Raw genomic sequence first — 19,341 nt, 5'->3', positions numbered from 1 at the left:
GACCCGGGCGCGCCCCTCGCGGCGTGGTGCGGCGGCTCAGCCGGCCAGGCAGGACGGGCCGAGCAGCACCTTCAGGTCGCCGTAGAGCGCGGGGTCGGGCTTGACCCGGTGCCGGTCGAGCCGGAGCACGGTGGTCTTGCGGGGGCCCTGGAGCTTGATGCGGACCTCGCTGTCGCCCCGGTGGTTGGAGAGGATCTCGCCGAGGCGGCTGACCATCGGCGGGGTCACCTTGAGGGCGGGGATGGTGAGGATCACCGGCGCGTTGGTGCCCGCGTTCGACAGGTCGGGGACCTGCATCTCCATGGCGACCAGGCGCGGCACGTCCTCGCGCTTGTCGAGGCGGCCCTTGACGAAGACGACGGCGTCCTCGACGAGCTGGGTGGACACCAGCTGGTAGGTCGCCGGGAAGAACATGCACTCGATGGAGCCGGCGAGGTCCTCGACGGTGGCGATCGCCCAGGCGTTTCCCTGCTTGGTCATCTTGCGCTGGAGGCCCGAGATGATGCCGCCGACGGTGACGACGGAGCCGTCGGAGTAGTCGCCGCCGGTGAGCTGGCCGATGCCCGCGTCGGCCTTGTCGGACAGCACGTGCTCGAGGCCGAACAGCGGGTGGTCGGAGACGTAGAGGCCGAGCATCTCGCGCTCCTGGGCGAGCAGGTACGTCTTGTCCCACTCGTCGGTGGAGAACTCGACGTCGAGGCCGAAGCCGGGCTCGTCGCTGTCCTCCTCCCCCATGCCGCCGAAGAGGTCGAACTGGCCCTCGGCCTCCTTGCGCTTGACCGCGACCACGTTGTCGATCATCGGCTCGTACTGGGCGGTGAGGCCCTTGCGCGTGTGCTGGAGGCTGTCGAAGGCGCCGGCCTTGATGAGCGACTCGGTGGTGCGCTTGTTGCAGGCGGCGGCCTCGATCTTGTCCAGGTAGTCGGGGAACGAGGAGTACTTCCCCTTGGCCTTGCGGGCCCGGATGATCGAGTCGACCACGTTGGTGCCGACGTTGCGGACCGCTTCGAGGCCGAAGAGGATCACGTCGTCGCCCTGGGCCGCGAAGTTGTGCACCGACTCGTTGACGTCCGGCGGGAGCACCTTGATGCCCATGCGCCGGCACTCGTTCAGATAGACGGCCGACTTGTCCTTGTCGTCCTTCACGGAGGTGAGCAGCGCGGCCATGTACTCGGCCGGGTAGTTCGCCTTCAGGTACGCGGTCCAGTAGGTGACCAGGCCGTACGCGGAGGAGTGCGCCTTGTTGAACGCGTAGCCGGCGAAGGGGACCAGCACGTCCCACAGGGCCTGGATCGCGGCGTCCGAGTAGCCGTTCTTCTTCGCGCCCTCCTGGAAGAGGACGAAGTTCTTGGCCAGTTCCTCGGGCTTCTTCTTGCCCATCACGCGGCGCAGGATGTCGGCCTCGCCGAGCGAGTACCCGGCGATGATCTGGGCGGCCTTCTGCACCTGCTCCTGGTACACGATGAGGCCGTAGGTCAGGCCGAGCGTCTCCTTCAGGGGCTCTTCGAGCTCCGGGTGGATCGGCGTGATCTCCTGCCGGCCGTTCTTGCGCTCCGCGTAGTTCGTGTGCGAGTTCATGCCCATCGGGCCCGGCCGGTACAGGGCCGAGACGGCGGAAATGTCCTCGAAGTTGTCGGGCTGCATCTGGCGCAGCAGGGAGCGCATGGGGCCGCCGTCGAACTGGAAGACGCCGAGCGTGTCACCGCGGCAGAGCAGTTCGAAGGTCTTCGGGTCGTCGAGCGGGAGCGAGAGCATCTCCAGGTCGATGCCCTTGTTGGACTTCACCATCTTGACGGCGTCGTCCATGATCGTCAGGTTGCGCAGGCCGAGGAAGTCCATCTTCAGCAGACCGAGCGACTCGCACTGCGGGTAGTCCCACTGCGTGATGGTGACACCGTCGGTGTGCCGCACCCAGATCGGGGCGTGGTCGACGATGGGCTCGCTGGACATGATGACGCCGGCGGCGTGCACGCCCATCTGCCGGACCAGGCCCTCGACGCCCTTGGCGGTGTCGATGACCTTCTTGACGTCCGGCTCGTTCTCGTACATCCCGCGGATCTCGCCCGCCTCGCTGTAGCGCGGGTGCGTGGGGTTGGTGATGCCGTCGAGGTCGATGCCCTTGCCGAGGACGTCGGCGGGCATCGCCTTGGTGAGGCGGTCGCCCATCGCGTACGGGTAGCCGAGCACGCGCGCGGAGTCCTTGATCGCGTTCTTGGCCTTGATCTTGCCGTAGGTGCCGATCATGGCGACCTTGTCGGCGCCGTACTTCTCGGTCACGTACCTGATCACCTCGACGCGCCTGCGCTCGTCGAAGTCGATGTCGACGTCGGGCATGGAGACGCGCTCGGGGTTGAGGAACCGTTCGAAGATCAGGCCGTGGGTGATCGGGTCGAGGTCGGTGATGCCCATGGCGTACGCGACGATCGAGCCGGCCGCGGAGCCTCGGCCGGGGCCCACCGCGATGCCGTTGTTCTTCGCCCACATGATGAAGTCGGCGACGACCAGGAAGTACCCCGGGAACCCCATCTGGATGATGATGTCCATCTCGTACTCGGCCTGCTTCTGGCGGTCCTCGGGGACGCCGCCCGGGTAGCGGCGCTCCATGCCGCGGCGGACCTCCTCCTGGAACCAGGTGACCTCGGTGAAGCCGTCCGGGATCTCGAACTTCGGCATGAGGTCGCGCTTCTCGAACATGCCGGTGGTGTCGATCTGCTCGGCCACCAGGAGCGTGTTGCGGCAGCCCTCCTGCCAGGCGTCCGAGGAGTCGACGGCGTACATCTCGTCGGTCGACTTCAGGTAGTAGCCGGTGCCGTCGAAGCGGAAGCGGTCGGGGTCCGAGAGGTTCTTGCCGGTCTGGATGCACAGCAGGGCGTCGTGGGCGGTCGCCTCGTGCGCGTACGTGTAGTGCGAGTCGTTCGTCACCAGGGGCGGGATGCCGAGCTTCTTGCCGATGTCGAGCAGACCGTCGCGGACCCGGCGCTCGATCTCGATGCCGTGGTCCATCAGCTCCAGGAAGTACCGGTCCTTGCCGAAGATGTCCTGGTACTCGGAGGCGGCCTTCAGGGCCTCGTCGTACTGGCCGAGGCGCAGCCGGGTCTGGAGCTCACCGGAGGGGCAGCCGGTGGAGGCGATGAGGCCCTCGCTCCACTGGGAGATCGTCTCCTTGTCCATACGGGGCCACTTCTGCAGCCAGCCCTCGGCGTACGCGTCCGAGGAGAGCTTGAAGAGGTTGTGCAGCCCCGTCTTGTTCGCCGCCCAGATCGTCTTGTGGGTGTAACCACCCGAACCCGAGACGTCGTCGCGCTTCTGGTGCGGCTGGCCCCACTGGATCTTCCGCTTGTTGCGCCGGGACTCCGGGGCCACGTAGGCCTCGATGCCGATGATCGGCGTGACGCCCGCCTTCTGGGCGGTGTGGAAGAAGTCGTACGCCCCGTGGAGGTTGCCGTGGTCGGACATGGCGATGTGCGTCATGCCCATGTCGTTGCACGCCTTGAACATGTCCTTCAGCCGCGCGGCACCGTCCAGCAGCGAGTACTGGGTGTGGACGTGCAGGTGCGTGAAGGGCGGCTTTGACACGGTTGGGGCCTCCAATGGCGAACACACGGCGACCGGCTGAAGACAGCGCGGAGATACCTCGGGGGACAGCTTGGAAGTCTACGACCGGCGACTGACAACCGGCGGGCACTCCGGAGTACGGTCGGACGTTGGACGAGGCAGACGCCCTGTCCTGCGTGTCGCACGAGCCCACGCACCACCCGTACCAGGAGGCACCCCGCGATGCCGGACCCGCAGCCCACCGCCGAGCAGCGCGGCGAGCAGATCCTCGCCGTCTTCGACACCGCGTTCGGCGAGCTGCTCGCCGCGGACCCCGCCGCGTTCCGGGTGAAGTTCCGCAAGATGGCCGCCTCCGCCTTCGCCTTCTACCGCGGGACGGCGTGCCTCTTCTACCACGACGTGGAGCGCGAGCAGCACGGCGGACCGTACCTGGACGACCGCACCAGCCGGGTCTGGATCCACGGCGACCTGCACGCGGAGAACTTCGGCACGTACATGGACGCCACGGGGCGTCTGATCTTCAACGTGAACGACTTCGACGAGGCCTACGTGGGCCCGTTCACCTGGGACCTGAAGCGGTTCGCGGCCTCGGTGGCGCTGATCGGCTACTCGAAGGCGCTCTCCGACGAGCGGATCACCGACCTGGTGCGCACGTACGCGGGGGCCTACCGCGAGCGGATCCACGCGCTGGCGACGGGCGCGAAGAGCGACGAGGTGCCCCCGTTCACGCTGGACACGGCGGAGGGCCCGCTCCTGGACGCGCTGCGCGACGCCCGCGCGCTGACCCGCTTCGGGCTGCTCGACTCCATGACGGCGATCAGCGACTTCGAGCGGCGCTTCGCGGACGGCGGCGGCGCCATCGAGCTGGACGCGGCGACGCGCTACAAGGTCCTCGCGGCCTTCGACGGCTACCTGGAGACGCTGCCGGAGTCCTCCCTGTCCCGCCCGGACTCGTACCGGGTCAAGGACGTCGTGGGGCGGCGCGGCATCGGCATCGGCTCCGCCGGCCTGCCGTCGTACAACATCCTTCTCGAGGGCAACAGCGACGCCCTGGAGAACGATGTCGTGATCTACATGAAGCAGGCCCAGACGCCGGCCGTCTCGCGGCACATCACGGACCCCTCGATCCGCGACTACTTCCAGCACGAGGGCCACCGCACGGTGATCTCGCAGCGCGCCCTGCAGGCGCACGCGGACCCGTGGCTGGGCTGGACCGAGCTGGACGGCTCGGGGCAGCTGGTCGCCGAGGTGTCGCCGTACGCGGTGGACCTGGACTGGGGCGACATCGACGACCTGGAGGAGATCGCGGCGGTCGTCGCGGACCTGGGCCGGGCGACGGCGACGATGCACGCGGCGGCGGACGACCTGTCGGGCCAGTCCCTCGTGCCGTTCTCCACGGAGCGGGCCATCGACGCGGCGATCGCGGCGGACGAGGACGGCTTCACCGACCTCCTGGTGGACTTCGCGCACAGCTACGGCGCCCGTGCGCGCGCCGACCACCAGATCTTCGTGGACCTGTTCCGCAACGGGCGGATCCCGGGCCTCGCGGGCTGACCCGGGCCGCCCAGGCGGCGATTCCATAACGCACAGGAACCCTTTAGCCATCGCTTACCGCCACCCGTGAAACACTCCTGGGCGATGGACGACATATCCGGGACCCAGCTCAGAGCCGTGCGCGCGGCGCTCTTCACGGCACTCGTCGTGACGCTCTCCGCCGCGTCGCACGTCCTGCTGTCCCGGGCCCCGCTGCCGCTCACTACGGTCGCGGCGATCGCCGGCGGCGTCTTCGCGCTGGCGTACGCGCTGGCCGGACGTGAGCGCGGCTTCGGCCGGATCGCGGCCCTGCTCGTACCGCTGGAGCTGGCCGCGGACACGGTCTTCACCACCGGCCAGCACGTCTGTTACGGCGACGCGGCGGGGCCGGTCGCCGGTCCCCTGCGCTCCTTCGGTCTCGACGTGCTGTGCGCCGGAAGCGTCGGCTCGCCGCTCGCCCGGATGACCGGCGGCGGCACGGAGAGGGCCGCGACCGCGGTCCTCACGCACGGCGACCCGGCGGCCTCCTGGCTGCTGCTCGGCGCGCACGTCACCGTCGGGCTCCTCGCGGCCGCCTGGCTGCGCCGGGGCGAGCACGCGCTGGCCCAGTTGCTCCGCGCGGTGGCCGTCGGCACGTTCCGGCCGCTGCTGATCGCGTGGGCCGCGGGCCGCACCGGTGCCTCCGGCGCCGAGCGGGCGCCGCGGCAGCCCCGGCCCGCCCCGCGCGTGCGGGCCGCCCGCACACGTCTGTGGGCGCACTCCGTGGGACGGCGCGGACCGCCGTGCCCGGTCTTCTGACCGGCACACGACAGTCCCCGTACTTCCCTTTCACGCACCCACGGAGTTTCGATCATGAGCAACCGCAACAGCCAGCAGGCCAAGTCCGCCGCCCGCGAGCGGCTGCGCGCCGAGCGCGAGCGCCAGGCCAAGAAGGACAAGACGAAGCGGCAGGCGATCGTCGCCGCGTCGATCGTCGCCGTCCTCGCCGTCGCCGGCGGCGTCGGCTACCTGGTGATGCAGAACAACAAGCCCACCCAGTGGGAGGCCGCCAAGGACGCGTCCCTGGTCGCGCCGAAGAACACCTCCGGCAAGAACAACACGACCGTGATCCTCGGCAAGGAGTCGGCGAAGAAGACGCTGAAGGTCTACGAGGACTCGCGCTGCCCCGTCTGCGCCTCCTTCGAACAGACGGTCGGCCCGACCGTGAAGAAGGACCTCGATGCCGGCAAGTACAACATCCAGTACATCGGTGCGACCTTCCTCGACACCAACCTCCAGGGCGAGGGCTCCAAGAACGCGCTGAGCGCGCTCGGTTCGGCCCTGAACGTGAGCCAGGACGCCTTCATCGACTACAAGGAAGCGCTCTACTCCAAGAAGTTCCACCCGGAGGAGACGGACGACAAGTTCGCGGACGACGCGTACCTGATCAAGATCGCGAACACCGTTCCCGAACTGAAGGACAACAAGGCCTTCCAGAAGGACGTCAACGACGGCACCTTCGACAAGTGGGCGCTGGAGATGTCCACCCTGTTCGACAAGAACAAGGACGGCGTCCAGGGCACCCCCTCGCTCATCATGGACGGCAAGAAGATCACCGGCTCCGACGGCCAGAACGCTCCGATGACGGTGGCCGAGTTCAACGCGGCGATCGACAAGGCGCTCAAGGCCTGACCCTCCCGGCCTGACGACCGGGCCCGGCCGTCGGGCCTGACCGCTGGGCCTGACCTCTGGGCGAAGAGCGGGCGAACTCTTTCGGGTTCGCCCGCTCTTCGTGCGTACTGATGAGTAATGTGATCGCCCGTGACCAGTCGCATACCTTCAGATCGCAGACCCGCGGACCGTACCGCCACGGACCGCACCCCGAGCCGCCGCACGGTCGTCAAGGCCGCGGCCGCCGGCGCCGTGCTCGCCGCCCCGCTCGCCGCCGCCACGAGCGCACACGCCGCCGAGGCGCCGGCCTTCCTGCACGGCGTCGCGTCCGGCGACCCGCTCCCCGACGGCATCCTGCTGTGGACCCGGGTGACCCCGAGCGCCGAGGCGACGCCCGGCTCCGGCAAGGGCCCGGACGTCCAGGTGAGTTGGGAGATCGCCGAGGACAAGGCGTTCCGCACGGTGGTGGGCCGGGGGACGGCCACCGCGAGCGCGGCCACCGACCACACGGTGAAGGCCGACGTGCGGGGCCTGCGCCCGGCGAGCACGTACCACTACCGCTTCTCGGCGGACGGCGTCCACTCCCCCACCGGCCGCACCCGCACCGCCCCGGCCACCGACGCCGCCGCCCCGGGCCTGCGCTTCGGCGTGGTGTCCTGCGCCAACTGGGAGGCCGGCTACTACTCGGCGTACCGGCACCTCGCCGCCCGCACCGACCTGGACGCGGTCTTCCATCTCGGCGACTACATCTACGAGTACAAGACCGGCGAGTACCCGGCGGCCGACTACACGGTGCGGCCGCACCAGCCGGCGCACGAGATCGTCTCGCTGGCCGACTACCGGCTCCGGCACGCGACGACGAAGACCGACCCGGACGTGCAGGCGATGCACACCGCGCACCCGCTGGTCGCGATCTGGGACGACCACGAGTTCGCCAACGACGCGTGGTCGGGCGGCGCCGAGAACCACACGCCGGGCGCCGAGGGCGACTGGGCGGCCCGTCAGCAGGCCGCGAAGCAGGCCTACTTCGAGTGGATGCCGGTCCGCGCCTCGACGGCGGGAACGGTCTACCGCCGGCTGCGGTTCGGCAAGCTGGCCGATCTGCACCTGCTCGACCTGCGCTCGTTCCGCTCCCAGCAGTCGAGCGTGGGCAACGGCGACGTGGACTCCGCGGACCGCTCGATCACCGGCCGCGCCCAGCTGGACTGGCTGAAGGCGGGTCTCTCCGCGTCCGACGCCCGCTGGAAGCTGGTCGGCACCTCGGTGATGATCTCGCCGGTCGCCTTCGGCTCGCTGCCCGCCCACCTGCTGGGCCCGCTCGCCGAGTTGCTGGGTCTGCCCACCGAGGGCCTGGCCGTCAACGTCGACCAGTGGGACGGCTACACGCACGATCGCAAGGAGCTGATCACGCACCTGCGCGAGCAGGGGATCCGCGACACGGTCTTCCTGACCGGCGACATCCACATGGCCTGGGCCAACGACGTGCCGGTCACCGCCGCCACGTACCCGCTGTCGCCGTCCGCGGCCACCGAGTTCGTCGTCACGTCGGTCACCTCCGACAACCTCGACGACACCCTGCACGTCGCGCCGAACACGCTGTCCGTCGTCGCCGAGACCGCGATCAAGGCCGCCAACCGCCATGTGAAGTGGGTGGACATGGACTCCCACGGCTACGGCGTCCTGGACCTCACGGCCGAGCGGACCCAGATGGACTACTACGTGATCTCGGACCGGGCGGACCGGAACGCGACGACCGAGTGGACCCGCTCGTACCGCACGCTCAGCGGCACGCAGAAGGTCGTCCGGGCCGACGCGCCCGTACGGTGACGGTCACCTGCCGGATACCTGTGCGCTGAATTCCGGCCACCGGCGCGCGTGTTAAGAGCAGGTGTCGCCGTTCACGGTGGGTGGTGCGGACGTGATCGGGCGCGGGCCCGAATACGGACACACCGCCCACCTCGGTGACCCTGATCGTTACGGCGGTGTCTCAAACTCCGGACACCCGCCGAATTTCTTCTCCTTGTTGTCCCCATTTGCCGGGCACATGTCCGCGATCAATGCGGCCAGTTACCCGCTCTTCCCGGGATGACATGGCCACGTAATCTCCCCGCGGCGGCGAGGAAGTCCCTCCCGCCCGTGTCCGCGAGGAGCCCCCGCAATGACCCCTCACGCCCCATCGGCCCGCATATCCCCGCGCCTTCGCCGCCGCCTGCTCGGCACCGCGGTGATGGCCGGAACCCTGGCCCTGGTCCCGCTCTCCGCCCCCTCGGGCAGCGCCGCCGCCAAGACCACGCAGGCGGGTGCCTCCGCCGAGAAGTGCGCGACGGACACGAACGCGCTCGCCCGTGAGAAGGCGCCCAACGGCTCCTCGCACGCCGCCGAGCCCAACGAGCTGAGCGCGGCGCAGGCCAAGTCCATGGACGCGGCGCTGCAGAAGAGACTCGACAAGATGCGCGCCGACGGCTCGCTCGGGCGCGGTCTGAGCCTGACCGCCTCGACCACGATCCCGGTCTACGTCCACGTCATCCACGACGGCACGACCGGCAAGCTGTCCTCGACGTCGATCGCCAACCAGATCAGCGTCCTGAACGCCGCCTACGCCGGGCAGGGTTCGGGCAACAACGACTCGGGCTTCCAGTTCCAGCTGGCCGGCACCGACTACACGGACAACGCCTCCTGGTACAACGGCGTCTCGCCGGGCTCGACCGCCGAGAAGTCCATGAAGTCGACGCTGCGCAAGGGCGGCGCGAACGCGCTGAACTTCTACACGGCGAACCTGGGCGGCGGCCTGCTCGGCTGGGCGACGTTCCCGTCCTCGTACAAGTCGAACCCGTCCGACGACGGCGTGGTCATCCTCGACAGCTCGCTGCCGGGCGGCTCCGCCACCAACTACAACGAGGGCGACACCGGCACCCACGAGGTCGGCCACTGGATGGGGCTGTACCACACCTTCCAGGGCGGCTGTAACGGCAACGGCGACTACGTGGCCGACACCCCGGCCGAGAAGAGCCCGGCCTACGAGTGCCCGACCGGGCGCGACTCCTGCGCCAGCAAGACCGGAGTCGACCCGATCCACAACTTCATGGACTACACGTACGACTCCTGCATGACCCAGTTCACCGCGGGCCAGGTGACCCGCATGAAGGACAGCTGGACCGCCTACCGGGCCGGCTGACCGCCGCAGGACCTCTAGAGGGAGTCCAGGAAGCCGAGTGCCACCCGCCAGGTGGCCTCGGCGGCCTCCTCGTCGTAGTCCGGCAGCTCGGGGTCGGTGAAGAGGTGGCCGGCGCCCGGGTAGCGGTAGATCTCGACGTCGGCACCCACCTTGCCCATCTGCAGGTACCAGGTGTTCAGCCAGTCGTCGGTCTCGAAGACGTCGGGCGAGGCGACGTGCAGCTGCACCGGCAGCTCGTCCACCGACGCGGTCTCCGCGATGTCCGAGGTGCCGTGCAGGAGCAGCAGCCCCTTGGCCTTGTCGTCGCCGAGGGCCAGCGTCTGGGCCGTGGCGGCGCCCAGCGAGAAGCCGGCGTAGACCAGGCCCCGCTCCGAGTAGGGCGCGGCCGCGAGGACGGCCCGCCGGAGCAGCTCGTCCTTGCCGACCTCCTCCTTGTACTCCATGCCCTCCTCGACGGTGTCGAAGGTGCGGCCGTCGAAGAGGTCCGGGGTCCACACCTCGTGTCCGGCGGCCCGCAGCCGGTCGGCCGCGGCCGTCACGGCGGGGCGCAGACCGTACGTCGAGTGGAAAAGCATGATGTTCATGAGCCCCATGGTGCCAGGCCCCGCGAGGCCGTGAGCACCGCGCCAGGTCCCCCGGACACGACCTAGCGCAGGCTGCGGACGTCGAGGTGGCGCAGGACGCGGTCGACGATCTCGGGGTCGGCGCCGGGCTCGCTGCGCGCGGCGAGGATCTCGTGGCGCGCGGCCGACATCATCTCGTTCTGGATGTGCCGGATGCGCTTGAGCCTGGCGAACCGTTTGGCCTGGGCCTCGCGGCGCTCCTCGGCGCCCAGCTCCGGGTTGATGCGCAGGCCGATGTCGTAGGCGCGGCGCAGCAGCTGCTCCTGCACGTCCTCGGGAAGGTCCTCGACCTCCTCGATCTCCTTGAGCCGCGCCTTGGCGGCCCGCGCGGCGCGCAGGGCGAGATCGCGCTCGTAGGACTGCTCGGCCTCGGTGTCGGCCGTCACCTTCAGCTTCCGCACCAGCCAGGGCAGGCTCAGGCCCTGGAGCACGAGCGTGGCCATGATGACCCCGAAGGCGATGAAGACGATCTCGTCGCGGGCCGGGAAGGGGGAGCCGTCGTCCATGGTGAGCGGAATGGCGAGGGCGAGGGCGACGGAGGCCACGCCGCGCATCCCCGACCACCACATGACGACGGTCTCGCGCCAGCTGACCGGGATGTCCTCCTCCACGTCGCGCCGCGCGTGCAGCCGCTGCGTCACCCAGGTCATGGGCAGCAGCCACAGCAGCCGTACGACGATGACGACGCCCACGACGGCGCCCGACCAGCCGAGCATCTCGGTCCAGTGCCCCTCGGCCGTGCGGACGACGTTGTGCACCTCCAGGCCGATGAGGCCGAAGGCGACGCCGGTGACGAGGGTGTCGACGACGTCCCAGAAGGCGCGGCCGGTGAGCCGGGTCATGACGTCGTCCGCGTCGAAGGCGTGCTCGACCATGAACATGGCGGTGGTGACGACGGCGAGCACCCCCGAGCCGTGCAGCTCCTCGGCCAGCACGTACGAGGCGTACGGCACGAGGAGGGTCAGGCCGACCTGGAGGGTGGCGTCGCCGAGGTAGTCCATGAGCTTGTTGGCGGTCCAGGCGAGCCCGAAGCCGACGGCGACGGCGACGACGGCGGACAGCACGAGGGTGAGCGCGGCCTCTGGGAACGAGAAGGTGCCGCTCACGGCGGCGGCGATCGCGACGTGGTAGAGCACGATCGCGGTCACGTCGTTGAACAGGCCCTCGCCCTCCAGGATCGACACCATGCGGCGGGGCAGCCCCAGTTGGCCGGCGACGGCGGTCGCGGCGACCGGGTCGGGCGGCGCCACCAGCGCGCCGAGCGCGACGGCGGCGGCCATGGGCAGCCCGGGCACGACCGCGTTCGCGACGAAGGCGACCGCGGCCGTCGTGACGAAGACCAGGGCGACGGCCAGCAGGAAGATCGGTCTTCTGTTGGCCGCGAACTGGCGCCAGGAGGTGCGGTGCACGGCCGCGTACAGGAGCGGCGGCAGCACGATCGGCAGGATCAGGTCGGGCGAGATGTCGACATTGGGCACGGCGCTGATCAGGGCGAGCACGAGGCCGAGCAGGGTCATCAGGACCGGCGAGGGCAGTCCGAGCCGGTCCCCGAGCGGAACGCTCAGGACGGCCCCGAGCAACAGCGCGAACAGCAGGGCCAATTGATCCACGGGGGCTCCGACCAGGCTCGACGATCAAGGATGTCAGGCCTCAAGGGTGCCACGCGTATCCGGTCGAACCGGACACGAGGGGGCCTCAGTCGAGCGGCTTGCGCATCGCCCGGTGCGGGATCCCCGCGTCGGGGAACTCCGGCCCGTACACCTCGTAGCCGAGCCGCTCGTAGAAGCCCAGGGCGTGGGTCTGCGCGTGCAGGTCCACCGCCGCGAGGCCCCGCTCGCGGGCCGCGTCCTCGATGGCGCGCACCAGCGCCGCGCCCACGCCGAGCCCGCGCGCGGCCTTGGTCACGGCGAGCCGGCCGAGGGCGCCGACGTCCGCCGCGCCCCCGTTCTTCACCGCGGCGGCCTCGCCGGTCAGCAGCCGGCCCGTGCCCAGCGGCACCCCGTCCGCCCGCACCGCGAGCACGTGCACCGCGCCCGCGTCGTACGTGTCGTACTCCAGCTCCTCGGGCACGCCCTGCTCGGCGACGAACACGTCCCGGCGCACGGCGAAGCAGGACTCCCGGTCCGCCTCGGACAGCGCGACGCGGACGCCGAAGCCGCTCACGAGCTCTCTTCCCTCACCCGGTCGAGCGCGGTCTGCAGGTCCTCGGGGTAGGCGCTCTCGAACTCGACCCAGCGGCCGTCCGAGGGGTGCTCGAAGCCGAGCCGCACCGCGTGCAGCCACTGGCGCGAGACGCCGAGGCGCTTGGCGAGCGTGGGGTCGGCGCCGTAGGTGAGGTCGCCGACGCAGGGGTGCCGGTGCGCGGACATGTGCACGCGGATCTGGTGGGTGCGGCCCGTCTCCAGCTTGATGTCGAGCAGCGACGCGGAGCGGAACGCCTCGATCAGGTCGTAGTGCGTCACCGACGGCTTGCCCTCGGCGATGACCGCCCACTTGTAGTCGTGGTTCGGGTGGCGGCCGATGGGGGCGTCGATGGTGCCGCTCATCGGGTCGGGGTGGCCCTGCACGAGCGCGTGGTAGCGCTTGTCCGGGATCCGCTCCTTGAACTGGCGCTTGAGCGAGGTGTACGCCCGCTCGGACTTGGCGACGACCATCAGGCCCGAGGTGCCCACGTCGAGGCGGTGCACGATGCCCTGGCGCTCGGCGGCGCCGGAGGTGGAGATCCGGTACCCGGCGGCGGCGAGGCCGCCGATCACGGTCGTGCCGGTCCAGCCCGGGCTCGGGTGGGCGGCGACGCCCACCGGCTTCACGATCACCACGATGTCGTCGTCGTCGTAGACGATCTCCATGCCCTCGACGGGCTCGGCGACGATCTGCACCGGCGCGGCCGCCTGCGGCATCTCGACCTCGAGCCAGGCCCCGCCGTGCACCCGCTCGGACTTGCCCACGACCGACCCGTCGACCGTGACCTTCCCGGCGGCGGCGAGCTCGGCGGCCTTGGTGCGGGAGAAGCCGAACATGCGGGAGATGGCGGCGTCGACGCGCTCGCCCTCCAGGCCGTCGGGCACGGGCAGGGTTCGGATCTCGGGAATCGTGCTCACGCATCGAGTATGCCGGAGCGCGCCGGCACTCCCGACCGCGAGGCCCCGGCCCGGGTCCGGGCGGGGCCCTCGGCTCAGTCCTTGTGCACGGTCCCGTCGGGGTCGATGCCGCGGAACGAGAGCAGCACGATCAGGATGCCGCCGCACACGATGGCGGAGTCGGCGAGATTGAACACCGGGTAGTTCTTCGGCGCGATGAAGTCGACCACGGCGCCCTCGAAGACGCCGGGGGCGCGGAAGATCCGGTCGGTGAGATTGCCGAGCGCACCGCCCAGGAGCAGGCCGAGCGCGATCGCCCACGGCAGGCTGTAGAGCTTCCTGGCGAGCCGCACGATGACGACGATCACGGCCGCCGCGATCACGGTGAAGATGATCGTGAAGGCCTCGCCGACGCCCCAGGCCGCGCCCGGGTTGCGGATGACCTCGAGCTGGAGCCAGTCGCCGAGGATCTGGATGGACTCCCGGTGCTCCAGCTTCGCGACCACGATCAGCTTGCTGACCAGGTCGAGGGCGTACGCCAGCGCGGCCACGGCGAACAGCACGGCGATGCGCCGCGCGCCCCTGGGCCGCTCGGCGGTCGTCTCCTGCTCCGGAGCCTCCTGCGGATCCTGAGCGGCGGCCTCGTCGGCCTTGTCCGGCTCGGCCGCCCCTGCCTCGGAAGAATCCGGCGTACCGATGATGCGCTCCGCCTCTGCCACGTGAGTCCCTCGACCTAGGTACCTGACTGAGGACGAGAGTACGTCACGCACCTCGGGAGCGGTTCAGTAGCGGCGCTCCTGCTTCTGCTTGCACTCCACACACAGGGTCGCCCGGGGGAAGGCCTGCATCCGGGCCTTGCCGATCGGGTTGCCGCAGTTCTCGCAGAGCCCGTAGGTGCCGGCGTCCAGGCGCTGCAGGGCGTGCTCGGTCTGCTCCAGCATCTCGCGCGCGTTGGCCGCCAGGGCCATCTCGTGCTCGCGCGTGATGTTCTTCGTGCCGGTGTCGGCGTCGTCGTCGCCCGCGCCGTCGCCGGAGTCCCGCATCAGGCCGGCCAGGCCCTCCTCGGCCGCGGCGATCTCGCTGCCGAGCCGCAGTGCCTCGCTCTGCAGCTCGGCACGCGCCTCGGCGACCTCGTCCGGGGTCCAGGGGTCCTCGCCCGGCCGTACGGCCAGCTCGCCGGGTTCGACGGCGGTGCCCCTCGCCTTGGGAACCGCGCCGGGCTGCTGCGCCGCCGTGGCCGTGCCCTGAGTCTTCTTCGCAACCACTGTCGTGGCTCCCGTCGTCCTCGCGGTCTCGTCCGCGTCCTCGGCCGTCTTCTTCGCGCCCTTGCGTCCCACGGCGACGCCGGCCTTCTTCGCCGCCGCCTTGGCCGTTGTCTTCTTCGCCGCCGCCTTCTTCGTCGTACGTTTCCCCTCCGGGGCGCCCGAGGCACCTGTGGTCGCCTTCTTGGCAGCGGCCTTCTTGGTGGTGGCCTTCGTGGTCGTGGCCTTCTTCGTGGTGGCCTTCTGGGCATCCGCCCCCTTGGCCGCGCTCTTCACGGCGGCGGACTTCTTGCCGGTGGCGGTCTCCTTCGGTGTGGCGGCGTCGGGCGCCGAGGCCGCGGTCTTCCGGGACGTGGACTTCACCGCCTTACCGGTGGCCTCCTTGCCCGTGCCCGCCTTGCCGGTGCCCGTGGATCTGCCGGTCGCAGACTGCTGAACGGCGGTCTTCTTCGCCACCATGGCCGCGGCCCCTTCACAATTTGTGATCTTGCACGCGAATCGTGCTGGGACGATAAATCGACTCGGGGCCCGCGGCAACGGGACGGGCACCCGTCGCGCCGTGGCTCGAAACCGTTGTGCCCAGCTCCCCGCCCGGTAATCCGCCGCTCCGCGCGCCGCGCCCCAGGACGCCGTTCGGGTCACCCCGCTCCCCCGCGGCCGGCCCCGGCAGGACCGTCGCCCCGCACCTCTCCCTCGCCACCTCCCGGGCATAGAATGTGGCAAAAGCGGAGAAGGTGCATCATCATGCGCAAAGTAGCCGACTGCCGGGACTTCCCCAGCGAGATGAACTGCACGCTGACCATCTCGGGCGAGGAGGAAGAGGTCGTGCGGGCCGCGGCCGAGCACGCAGCCTCCGTCCACGGCCACACCGACAGCCCCGAGCTGCGGGAGATGATCCGCGGCGGGCTCAAGGACGAGGTCCCCCAGCACGCCTGACCCCGCCCGCTGCCGTCCCCGTACCCGGCCCGCCGCGAAACCGGTCGGCCGCGCCCGCCCGGGCGCCGTACACTGGCCGGAGCGAAAGGCTTGGATGGGGACGAGTAGCGGCGTACGCAGCCATGAGCGACCTGGGGACGGTGGAAGCCCGGGGGCGAGCGCGACGCGAAGATCACCCCGGAGCCGCCGGAAGAAAGCCGCAGCACCACAGCGGCCGGTAGACCCGGCGTCGCGAACCCAATGAGGGGGCCCACCGAGGCGCGTACCGGCGCCGCAGCGGGCCAAGGAGGGTGGTACCGCGGGAGCGCGCCGCACACGGCGTACAGCACACAGGCTCTCGTCCCTCCGACGGAGAGAAGCACGTCCGCCGGAGGAAGACTGATGACGCAGTACCGCCAGGTGCCCGCCCAGGTCGACCTGCCCGCCCTCGAGCACGCCGTGCTCGACTTCTGGCGCGAGCAGAAGATCTTCGCCAAGACCCTGGAGCAGTCCGAAGGGCGCCCCGAGTGGGTGTTCTACGAGGGCCCGCCCACGGCCAACGGCATGCCGGGCGCCCACCACATCGAGGCCCGCGTCTTCAAGGACGTCTTCCCCCGCTTCCGCACGATGCGCGGCTACCACGTGGGGCGCAAGGCGGGCTGGGACTGCCACGGCCTCCCGGTGGAGCTGGCGGTCGAGAAGGAGCTCGGCTTCAGCGGCAAGAAGGACATCGAGGCGTACGGCATCGCGGAGTTCAACGCGAAGTGCCGCGAGTCCGTGACCCGGCACACCGACGCCTTCACCGAGCTGACGACCCGCATGGGTTACTGGGTCGACCTCGACGACGCGTACCGGACGATGGACCCGGAGTACGTCGAGTCCGTCTGGTGGTCGCTGAAGGAGATCTTCAACAAGGGCCTGCTGGTCCAGGACCACCGCGTCGCCCCCTGGTGCCCGCGCTGCGGCACGGGCCTGTCGGACCACGAGCTCGCGCAGGGCTACGAGACGGTCGTGGACCCGTCGGTCTACGTCCGTTTCCCCCTCACCTCCGGTCCGCTGGCCGGCCAGGCCTCGCTCCTGGTCTGGACGACGACCCCCTGGACCCTGGTGTCCAACACGGCGGTCGCCGCGCACCCCGAGGTCCGCTACGTCGTGGCGACGAACGGCGAGGAGAAGCTCGTCGTCGCCGAGCCGCTCCTCGCCAAGGCGCTCGGCGAGGGCTGGGAGACGACCGGCGAGTCCTTCACCGGCGCGGAGATGGAGCGCTGGAAGTACCAACGTCCGTTCGAGCTCGTGGAGTTCCCGGCGGAAGCCCACTATGTGGTCAACGCCGAGTACGTGACGACCGAGGACGGTACGGGTCTGGTCCACCAGTCCCCCGCGTTCGGTGAGGACGACCTCAAGGTCTGCCGCGCGTACGGACTGCCGGTGGTCAACCCGGTGCAGCCCGACGGCACCTTCGCGGCCGACGTCCCGCTGGTCGGCGGCGTCTTCTTCAAGAAGGCCGACGAGGCGCTCACCGCGGACCTGGACGCGCGCGGCCTGCTGTTCCTGCACGTCCCGTACGAGCACAGCTACCCACACTGCTGGCGCTGCCACACGGCGCTGCTCTACTACGCGCAGCCGTCCTGGTACATCAGGACGACGGCCGTCAAGGACCGCCTTCTCGAGGAGAACGAGAAGACGAACTGGTTCCCTGACACGGTCAAGCACGGCCGCTTCGGCGACTGGCTGAGCAACAACATCGACTGGGCGCTGTCCCGCAACCGCTACTGGGGCACCCCGCTGCCCATCTGGCGCTGCGAGGAGGGCCACCTCACCTGCGTCGGCTCCCGCGCGGAGCTCTCCGAGCTGACCGGCACCGACCAGTCCTCGCTCGACCCGCACCGCCCGTACATCGACGACGTCACCTTCACCTGCACCACCGAGGGCTGCTCCCTCGACGCGGTGCGCGTGCCCGAGGTGATCGACGCCTGGTACGACTCGGGCTCGATGCCGTTCGCGCAGTGGGGCTACCCGTACAAGAACAAGGAGCTGTTCGAGAGCCGGTACCCGGCCCAGTTCATCTCCGAGGCCATCGACCAGACCCGTGGCTGGTTCTACACGCTGATGGCCGTCGGCACCCTGGTCTTCGACAAGTCCTCCTACGAGAACGTCGTGTGCCTCGGCCACATCCTGGCCGAGGACGGCCGCAAGATGTCCAAGCACCTGGGGAACATCCTGCAGCCGATCCCGCTGATGGACCAGCACGGCGCGGACGCCGTACGCTGGTTCATGGCCGCCGGCGGCTCCCCGTGGGCGGCGCGCCGCGTCGGCCACGGCACCATCCAGGAGGTCGTCCGCAAGACGCTCCTCACGTACTGGAACACGGTGGCCTTCCAGGCCCTGTACGCCCGTACGTCGAACTGGGCGCCCAGCGCCGCGGATCCGGCCCCGGCCGACCGCGGTGTCCTGGACCGCTGGCTGCTGTCCGAGCTGCACCAGCTCACGGACGAGGTCACCAAGGCCCTGGAGGCGTACGACACCCAGCGTGCCGGCAAGCTCCTGTCGGCCTTCGTCGACGACCTGTCGAACTGGTACGTGCGCCGCTCGCGCCGTCGCTTCTGGCAGGGCGACAAGGCCGCGCTGCGCACCCTGCACGACGTGGTCGTGACGGTCACTCAGCTGATGGCGCCGCTCACGCCGTTCATCACGGAGCGGGTCTGGCAGGACCTGGTCGTGCCGGTGACGCCGGACGCGCCGGAGTCGGTGCACCTGTCCTCGTGGCCCGAGGCGGACACCGCGGCGATCGACCCGACGCTGTCGACGCAGATGGCGCTCGTGCGCCGGCTCGTCGAGCTGGGCCGCGCCACGCGCGCGGAGTCGGGCGTCAAGACCCGTCAGCCGCTGTCGCGGGCACTCGTCGCGGCGTCCGGCTTCGAGGCGCTGTCCCCGGAGCTGCACGCGCAGATCACCGAGGAGCTGAACGTCAGCTCGCTGGCCTCGCTGTCCGAGGTGGGCGGCTCGCTGGTCGACACGACGGCCAAGGCGAACTTCCGGGCGCTCGGCAAGCGCTTCGGCAAGCGCGTCCAGGACGTCGCGAAGGCCGTGGCCGCCGCCGACGCCGCCGCGCTGTCCCTGGCGCTGCGCGAGGGCACCGCGACGGTCGAGATCGAGGGCGAGACGGTCGCTCTGGCCCCGGACGAGGTCATCATCACGGAGACCCCGCGCGAGGGCTGGTCCGTGGCCTCGGACTCCGGCGCCACCGTGGCCCTCGACCTGGAGATCACCGAGGAGCTGCGACAGGCCGGCCTGGCCCGTGACGCGATCCGGCTGATCCAGGAGGCCCGCAAGAACAGCGGCCTCGACGTCGCCGACCGGATCGCCCTGCGCTGGTCGTCCACGGACCCGGCGGTGACCGCGGCCCTGGCCGAGCACTCGGGCCTGATCGCGGACGAGGTCCTGGCCACGGACTTCTCCGCGGGTGAGGCGGACGCCACCTACGGCGAGCCGTTCACGGACGAGGGTCTGAGCCTGGAGTTCCGCCTCAAGAAGGCGTAGATCACACC

General features: G+C 70.2%; 14 protein-coding genes. 7 read left to right on the top strand and 7 right to left on the bottom strand.

Annotated elements, in window-relative coordinates; genetic code table 11:
- Positions 1-36 precede the first annotated feature (36 nt).
- Positions 37-3,576, bottom strand: a complete 3,540-nt coding sequence (gene dnaE / locus IAG42_RS26320; protein ID WP_188339432.1) for a DNA polymerase III subunit alpha — start codon at positions 3,574-3,576, stop codon at positions 37-39.
- 201 nt (positions 3,577-3,777) lie between these two features.
- Here dnaE and IAG42_RS26315 point away from each other — a divergent pair, with 201 nt between their 5' ends.
- The 5 genes from IAG42_RS26315 to IAG42_RS26295 all read left to right on the top strand — a co-directional run bounded on the left by IAG42_RS26315 (position 3,778) and on the right by IAG42_RS26295 (position 9,913).
- Positions 3,778-5,109 (top strand): DUF2252 domain-containing protein, encoded by a 1,332-nt coding sequence (locus IAG42_RS26315; RefSeq protein WP_188339431.1) that lies wholly within the window; start codon positions 3,778-3,780, stop codon positions 5,107-5,109.
- Between the two features lie 84 nt (positions 5,110-5,193).
- The gene (locus IAG42_RS26310; protein WP_188339430.1) at positions 5,194-5,886 is read left to right on the top strand and encodes a hypothetical protein; all 693 of its coding nucleotides are present in this window, start codon (positions 5,194-5,196) and stop codon (positions 5,884-5,886) included.
- A 54-nt stretch (positions 5,887-5,940) separates the two neighbouring features.
- Entirely contained in the window at positions 5,941-6,759 is an 819-nt protein-coding gene (locus IAG42_RS26305; protein WP_188339429.1) for a thioredoxin domain-containing protein, read from the top strand.
- A gap of 129 nt (positions 6,760-6,888) precedes the next feature.
- Positions 6,889-8,565, top strand: coding sequence for an alkaline phosphatase D family protein (locus IAG42_RS26300; protein ID WP_223206168.1), 1,677 nt, complete (start codon positions 6,889-6,891; stop codon positions 8,563-8,565).
- A gap of 331 nt (positions 8,566-8,896) precedes the next feature.
- Positions 8,897-9,913, top strand: coding sequence for a zinc metalloprotease (locus IAG42_RS26295; protein ID WP_223206167.1), 1,017 nt, complete (start codon positions 8,897-8,899; stop codon positions 9,911-9,913).
- A 14-nt stretch (positions 9,914-9,927) separates the two neighbouring features.
- On the opposite strand, the gene IAG42_RS26290 is transcribed toward IAG42_RS26295, so the two are convergent.
- From IAG42_RS26290 to IAG42_RS26265, 6 genes are all read right to left on the bottom strand, one after another.
- Positions 9,928-10,497: a dienelactone hydrolase family protein gene (locus IAG42_RS26290; RefSeq protein WP_188339428.1), complete on the bottom strand. Its 570-nt coding sequence runs from the start codon at positions 10,495-10,497 to the stop codon at positions 9,928-9,930.
- 62 nt (positions 10,498-10,559) lie between these two features.
- Positions 10,560-12,146, bottom strand: coding sequence for a Na+/H+ antiporter (locus tag IAG42_RS26285; RefSeq protein WP_188339427.1), 1,587 nt, complete (start codon positions 12,144-12,146; stop codon positions 10,560-10,562).
- Positions 12,147-12,231: 85 nt separating this feature from the next.
- Positions 12,232-12,699, bottom strand: coding sequence for a GNAT family N-acetyltransferase (locus IAG42_RS26280; RefSeq protein ID WP_188339426.1), 468 nt, complete (start codon positions 12,697-12,699; stop codon positions 12,232-12,234).
- Positions 12,696-13,637 (bottom strand): RluA family pseudouridine synthase, encoded by a 942-nt coding sequence (locus tag IAG42_RS26275; RefSeq protein WP_188339425.1) that lies wholly within the window; start codon positions 13,635-13,637, stop codon positions 12,696-12,698. The genes IAG42_RS26280 and IAG42_RS26275 overlap by 4 nt, the downstream gene beginning before the upstream one ends.
- 74 nt (positions 13,638-13,711) lie before the next feature.
- The gene (gene lspA / locus IAG42_RS26270) at positions 13,712-14,335 is read right to left on the bottom strand and encodes a signal peptidase II (protein WP_188339424.1); all 624 of its coding nucleotides are present in this window, start codon (positions 14,333-14,335) and stop codon (positions 13,712-13,714) included.
- 63 nt (positions 14,336-14,398) lie between these two features.
- Positions 14,399-15,337, bottom strand: a complete 939-nt coding sequence (locus tag IAG42_RS26265; RefSeq protein ID WP_188339423.1) for a TraR/DksA family transcriptional regulator — start codon at positions 15,335-15,337, stop codon at positions 14,399-14,401.
- Positions 15,338-15,622: 285 nt separating this feature from the next.
- On the opposite strand from IAG42_RS26265, the gene IAG42_RS26260 reads away from it, so the two are divergent.
- Together IAG42_RS26260 and ileS are read left to right on the top strand one after the other, a co-directional pair.
- On the top strand, positions 15,623-15,814 hold the full coding sequence (locus IAG42_RS26260) for a DUF1059 domain-containing protein (RefSeq protein WP_188339422.1): 192 nt from the start codon (positions 15,623-15,625) through the stop codon (positions 15,812-15,814).
- Between the two features lie 381 nt (positions 15,815-16,195).
- Complete coding sequence (ileS, locus tag IAG42_RS26255) at positions 16,196-19,333, top strand: isoleucine--tRNA ligase (RefSeq protein WP_188339421.1); 3,138 nt, start codon at positions 16,196-16,198, stop codon at positions 19,331-19,333.
- Positions 19,334-19,341: the final 8 nt, after the last annotated feature.

Origin of the sequence: Streptomyces xanthii, from assembly GCF_014621695.1 — a bacterium.
In the GTDB taxonomy this organism is placed as follows: Bacteria; Actinomycetota; Actinomycetes; order Streptomycetales; family Streptomycetaceae; genus Streptomyces; species Streptomyces xanthii.
This window is presented reverse-complemented; position numbering and strand designations above follow the sequence as displayed.

Excerpts from the sequence above, each read along its gene's own strand:
- IAG42_RS26315 (WP_188339431.1), top strand. The coding sequence starts at position 3,778 with ATGCCGGACCCGCAGCCCACCGCCGAGCAGCGCGGCGAGCAGATCCTC.
- IAG42_RS26310 (WP_188339430.1), top strand. The coding sequence starts at position 5,194 with ATGGACGACATATCCGGGACCCAGCTCAGAGCCGTGCGCGCGGCGCTC.
- IAG42_RS26305 (WP_188339429.1), top strand. The coding sequence starts at position 5,941 with ATGAGCAACCGCAACAGCCAGCAGGCCAAGTCCGCCGCCCGCGAGCGG.
- IAG42_RS26295 (WP_223206167.1), top strand. The coding sequence starts at position 8,897 with ATGACCCCTCACGCCCCATCGGCCCGCATATCCCCGCGCCTTCGCCGC.
- IAG42_RS26290 (WP_188339428.1), bottom strand. The coding sequence starts at position 10,497 with ATGAACATCATGCTTTTCCACTCGACGTACGGTCTGCGCCCCGCCGTG.
- IAG42_RS26265 (WP_188339423.1), bottom strand. The coding sequence starts at position 15,337 with ATGGTGGCGAAGAAGACCGCCGTTCAGCAGTCTGCGACCGGCAGATCC.
- IAG42_RS26260 (WP_188339422.1), top strand. The coding sequence starts at position 15,623 with ATGCGCAAAGTAGCCGACTGCCGGGACTTCCCCAGCGAGATGAACTGC.
- ileS (WP_188339421.1), top strand. The coding sequence starts at position 16,196 with ATGACGCAGTACCGCCAGGTGCCCGCCCAGGTCGACCTGCCCGCCCTC.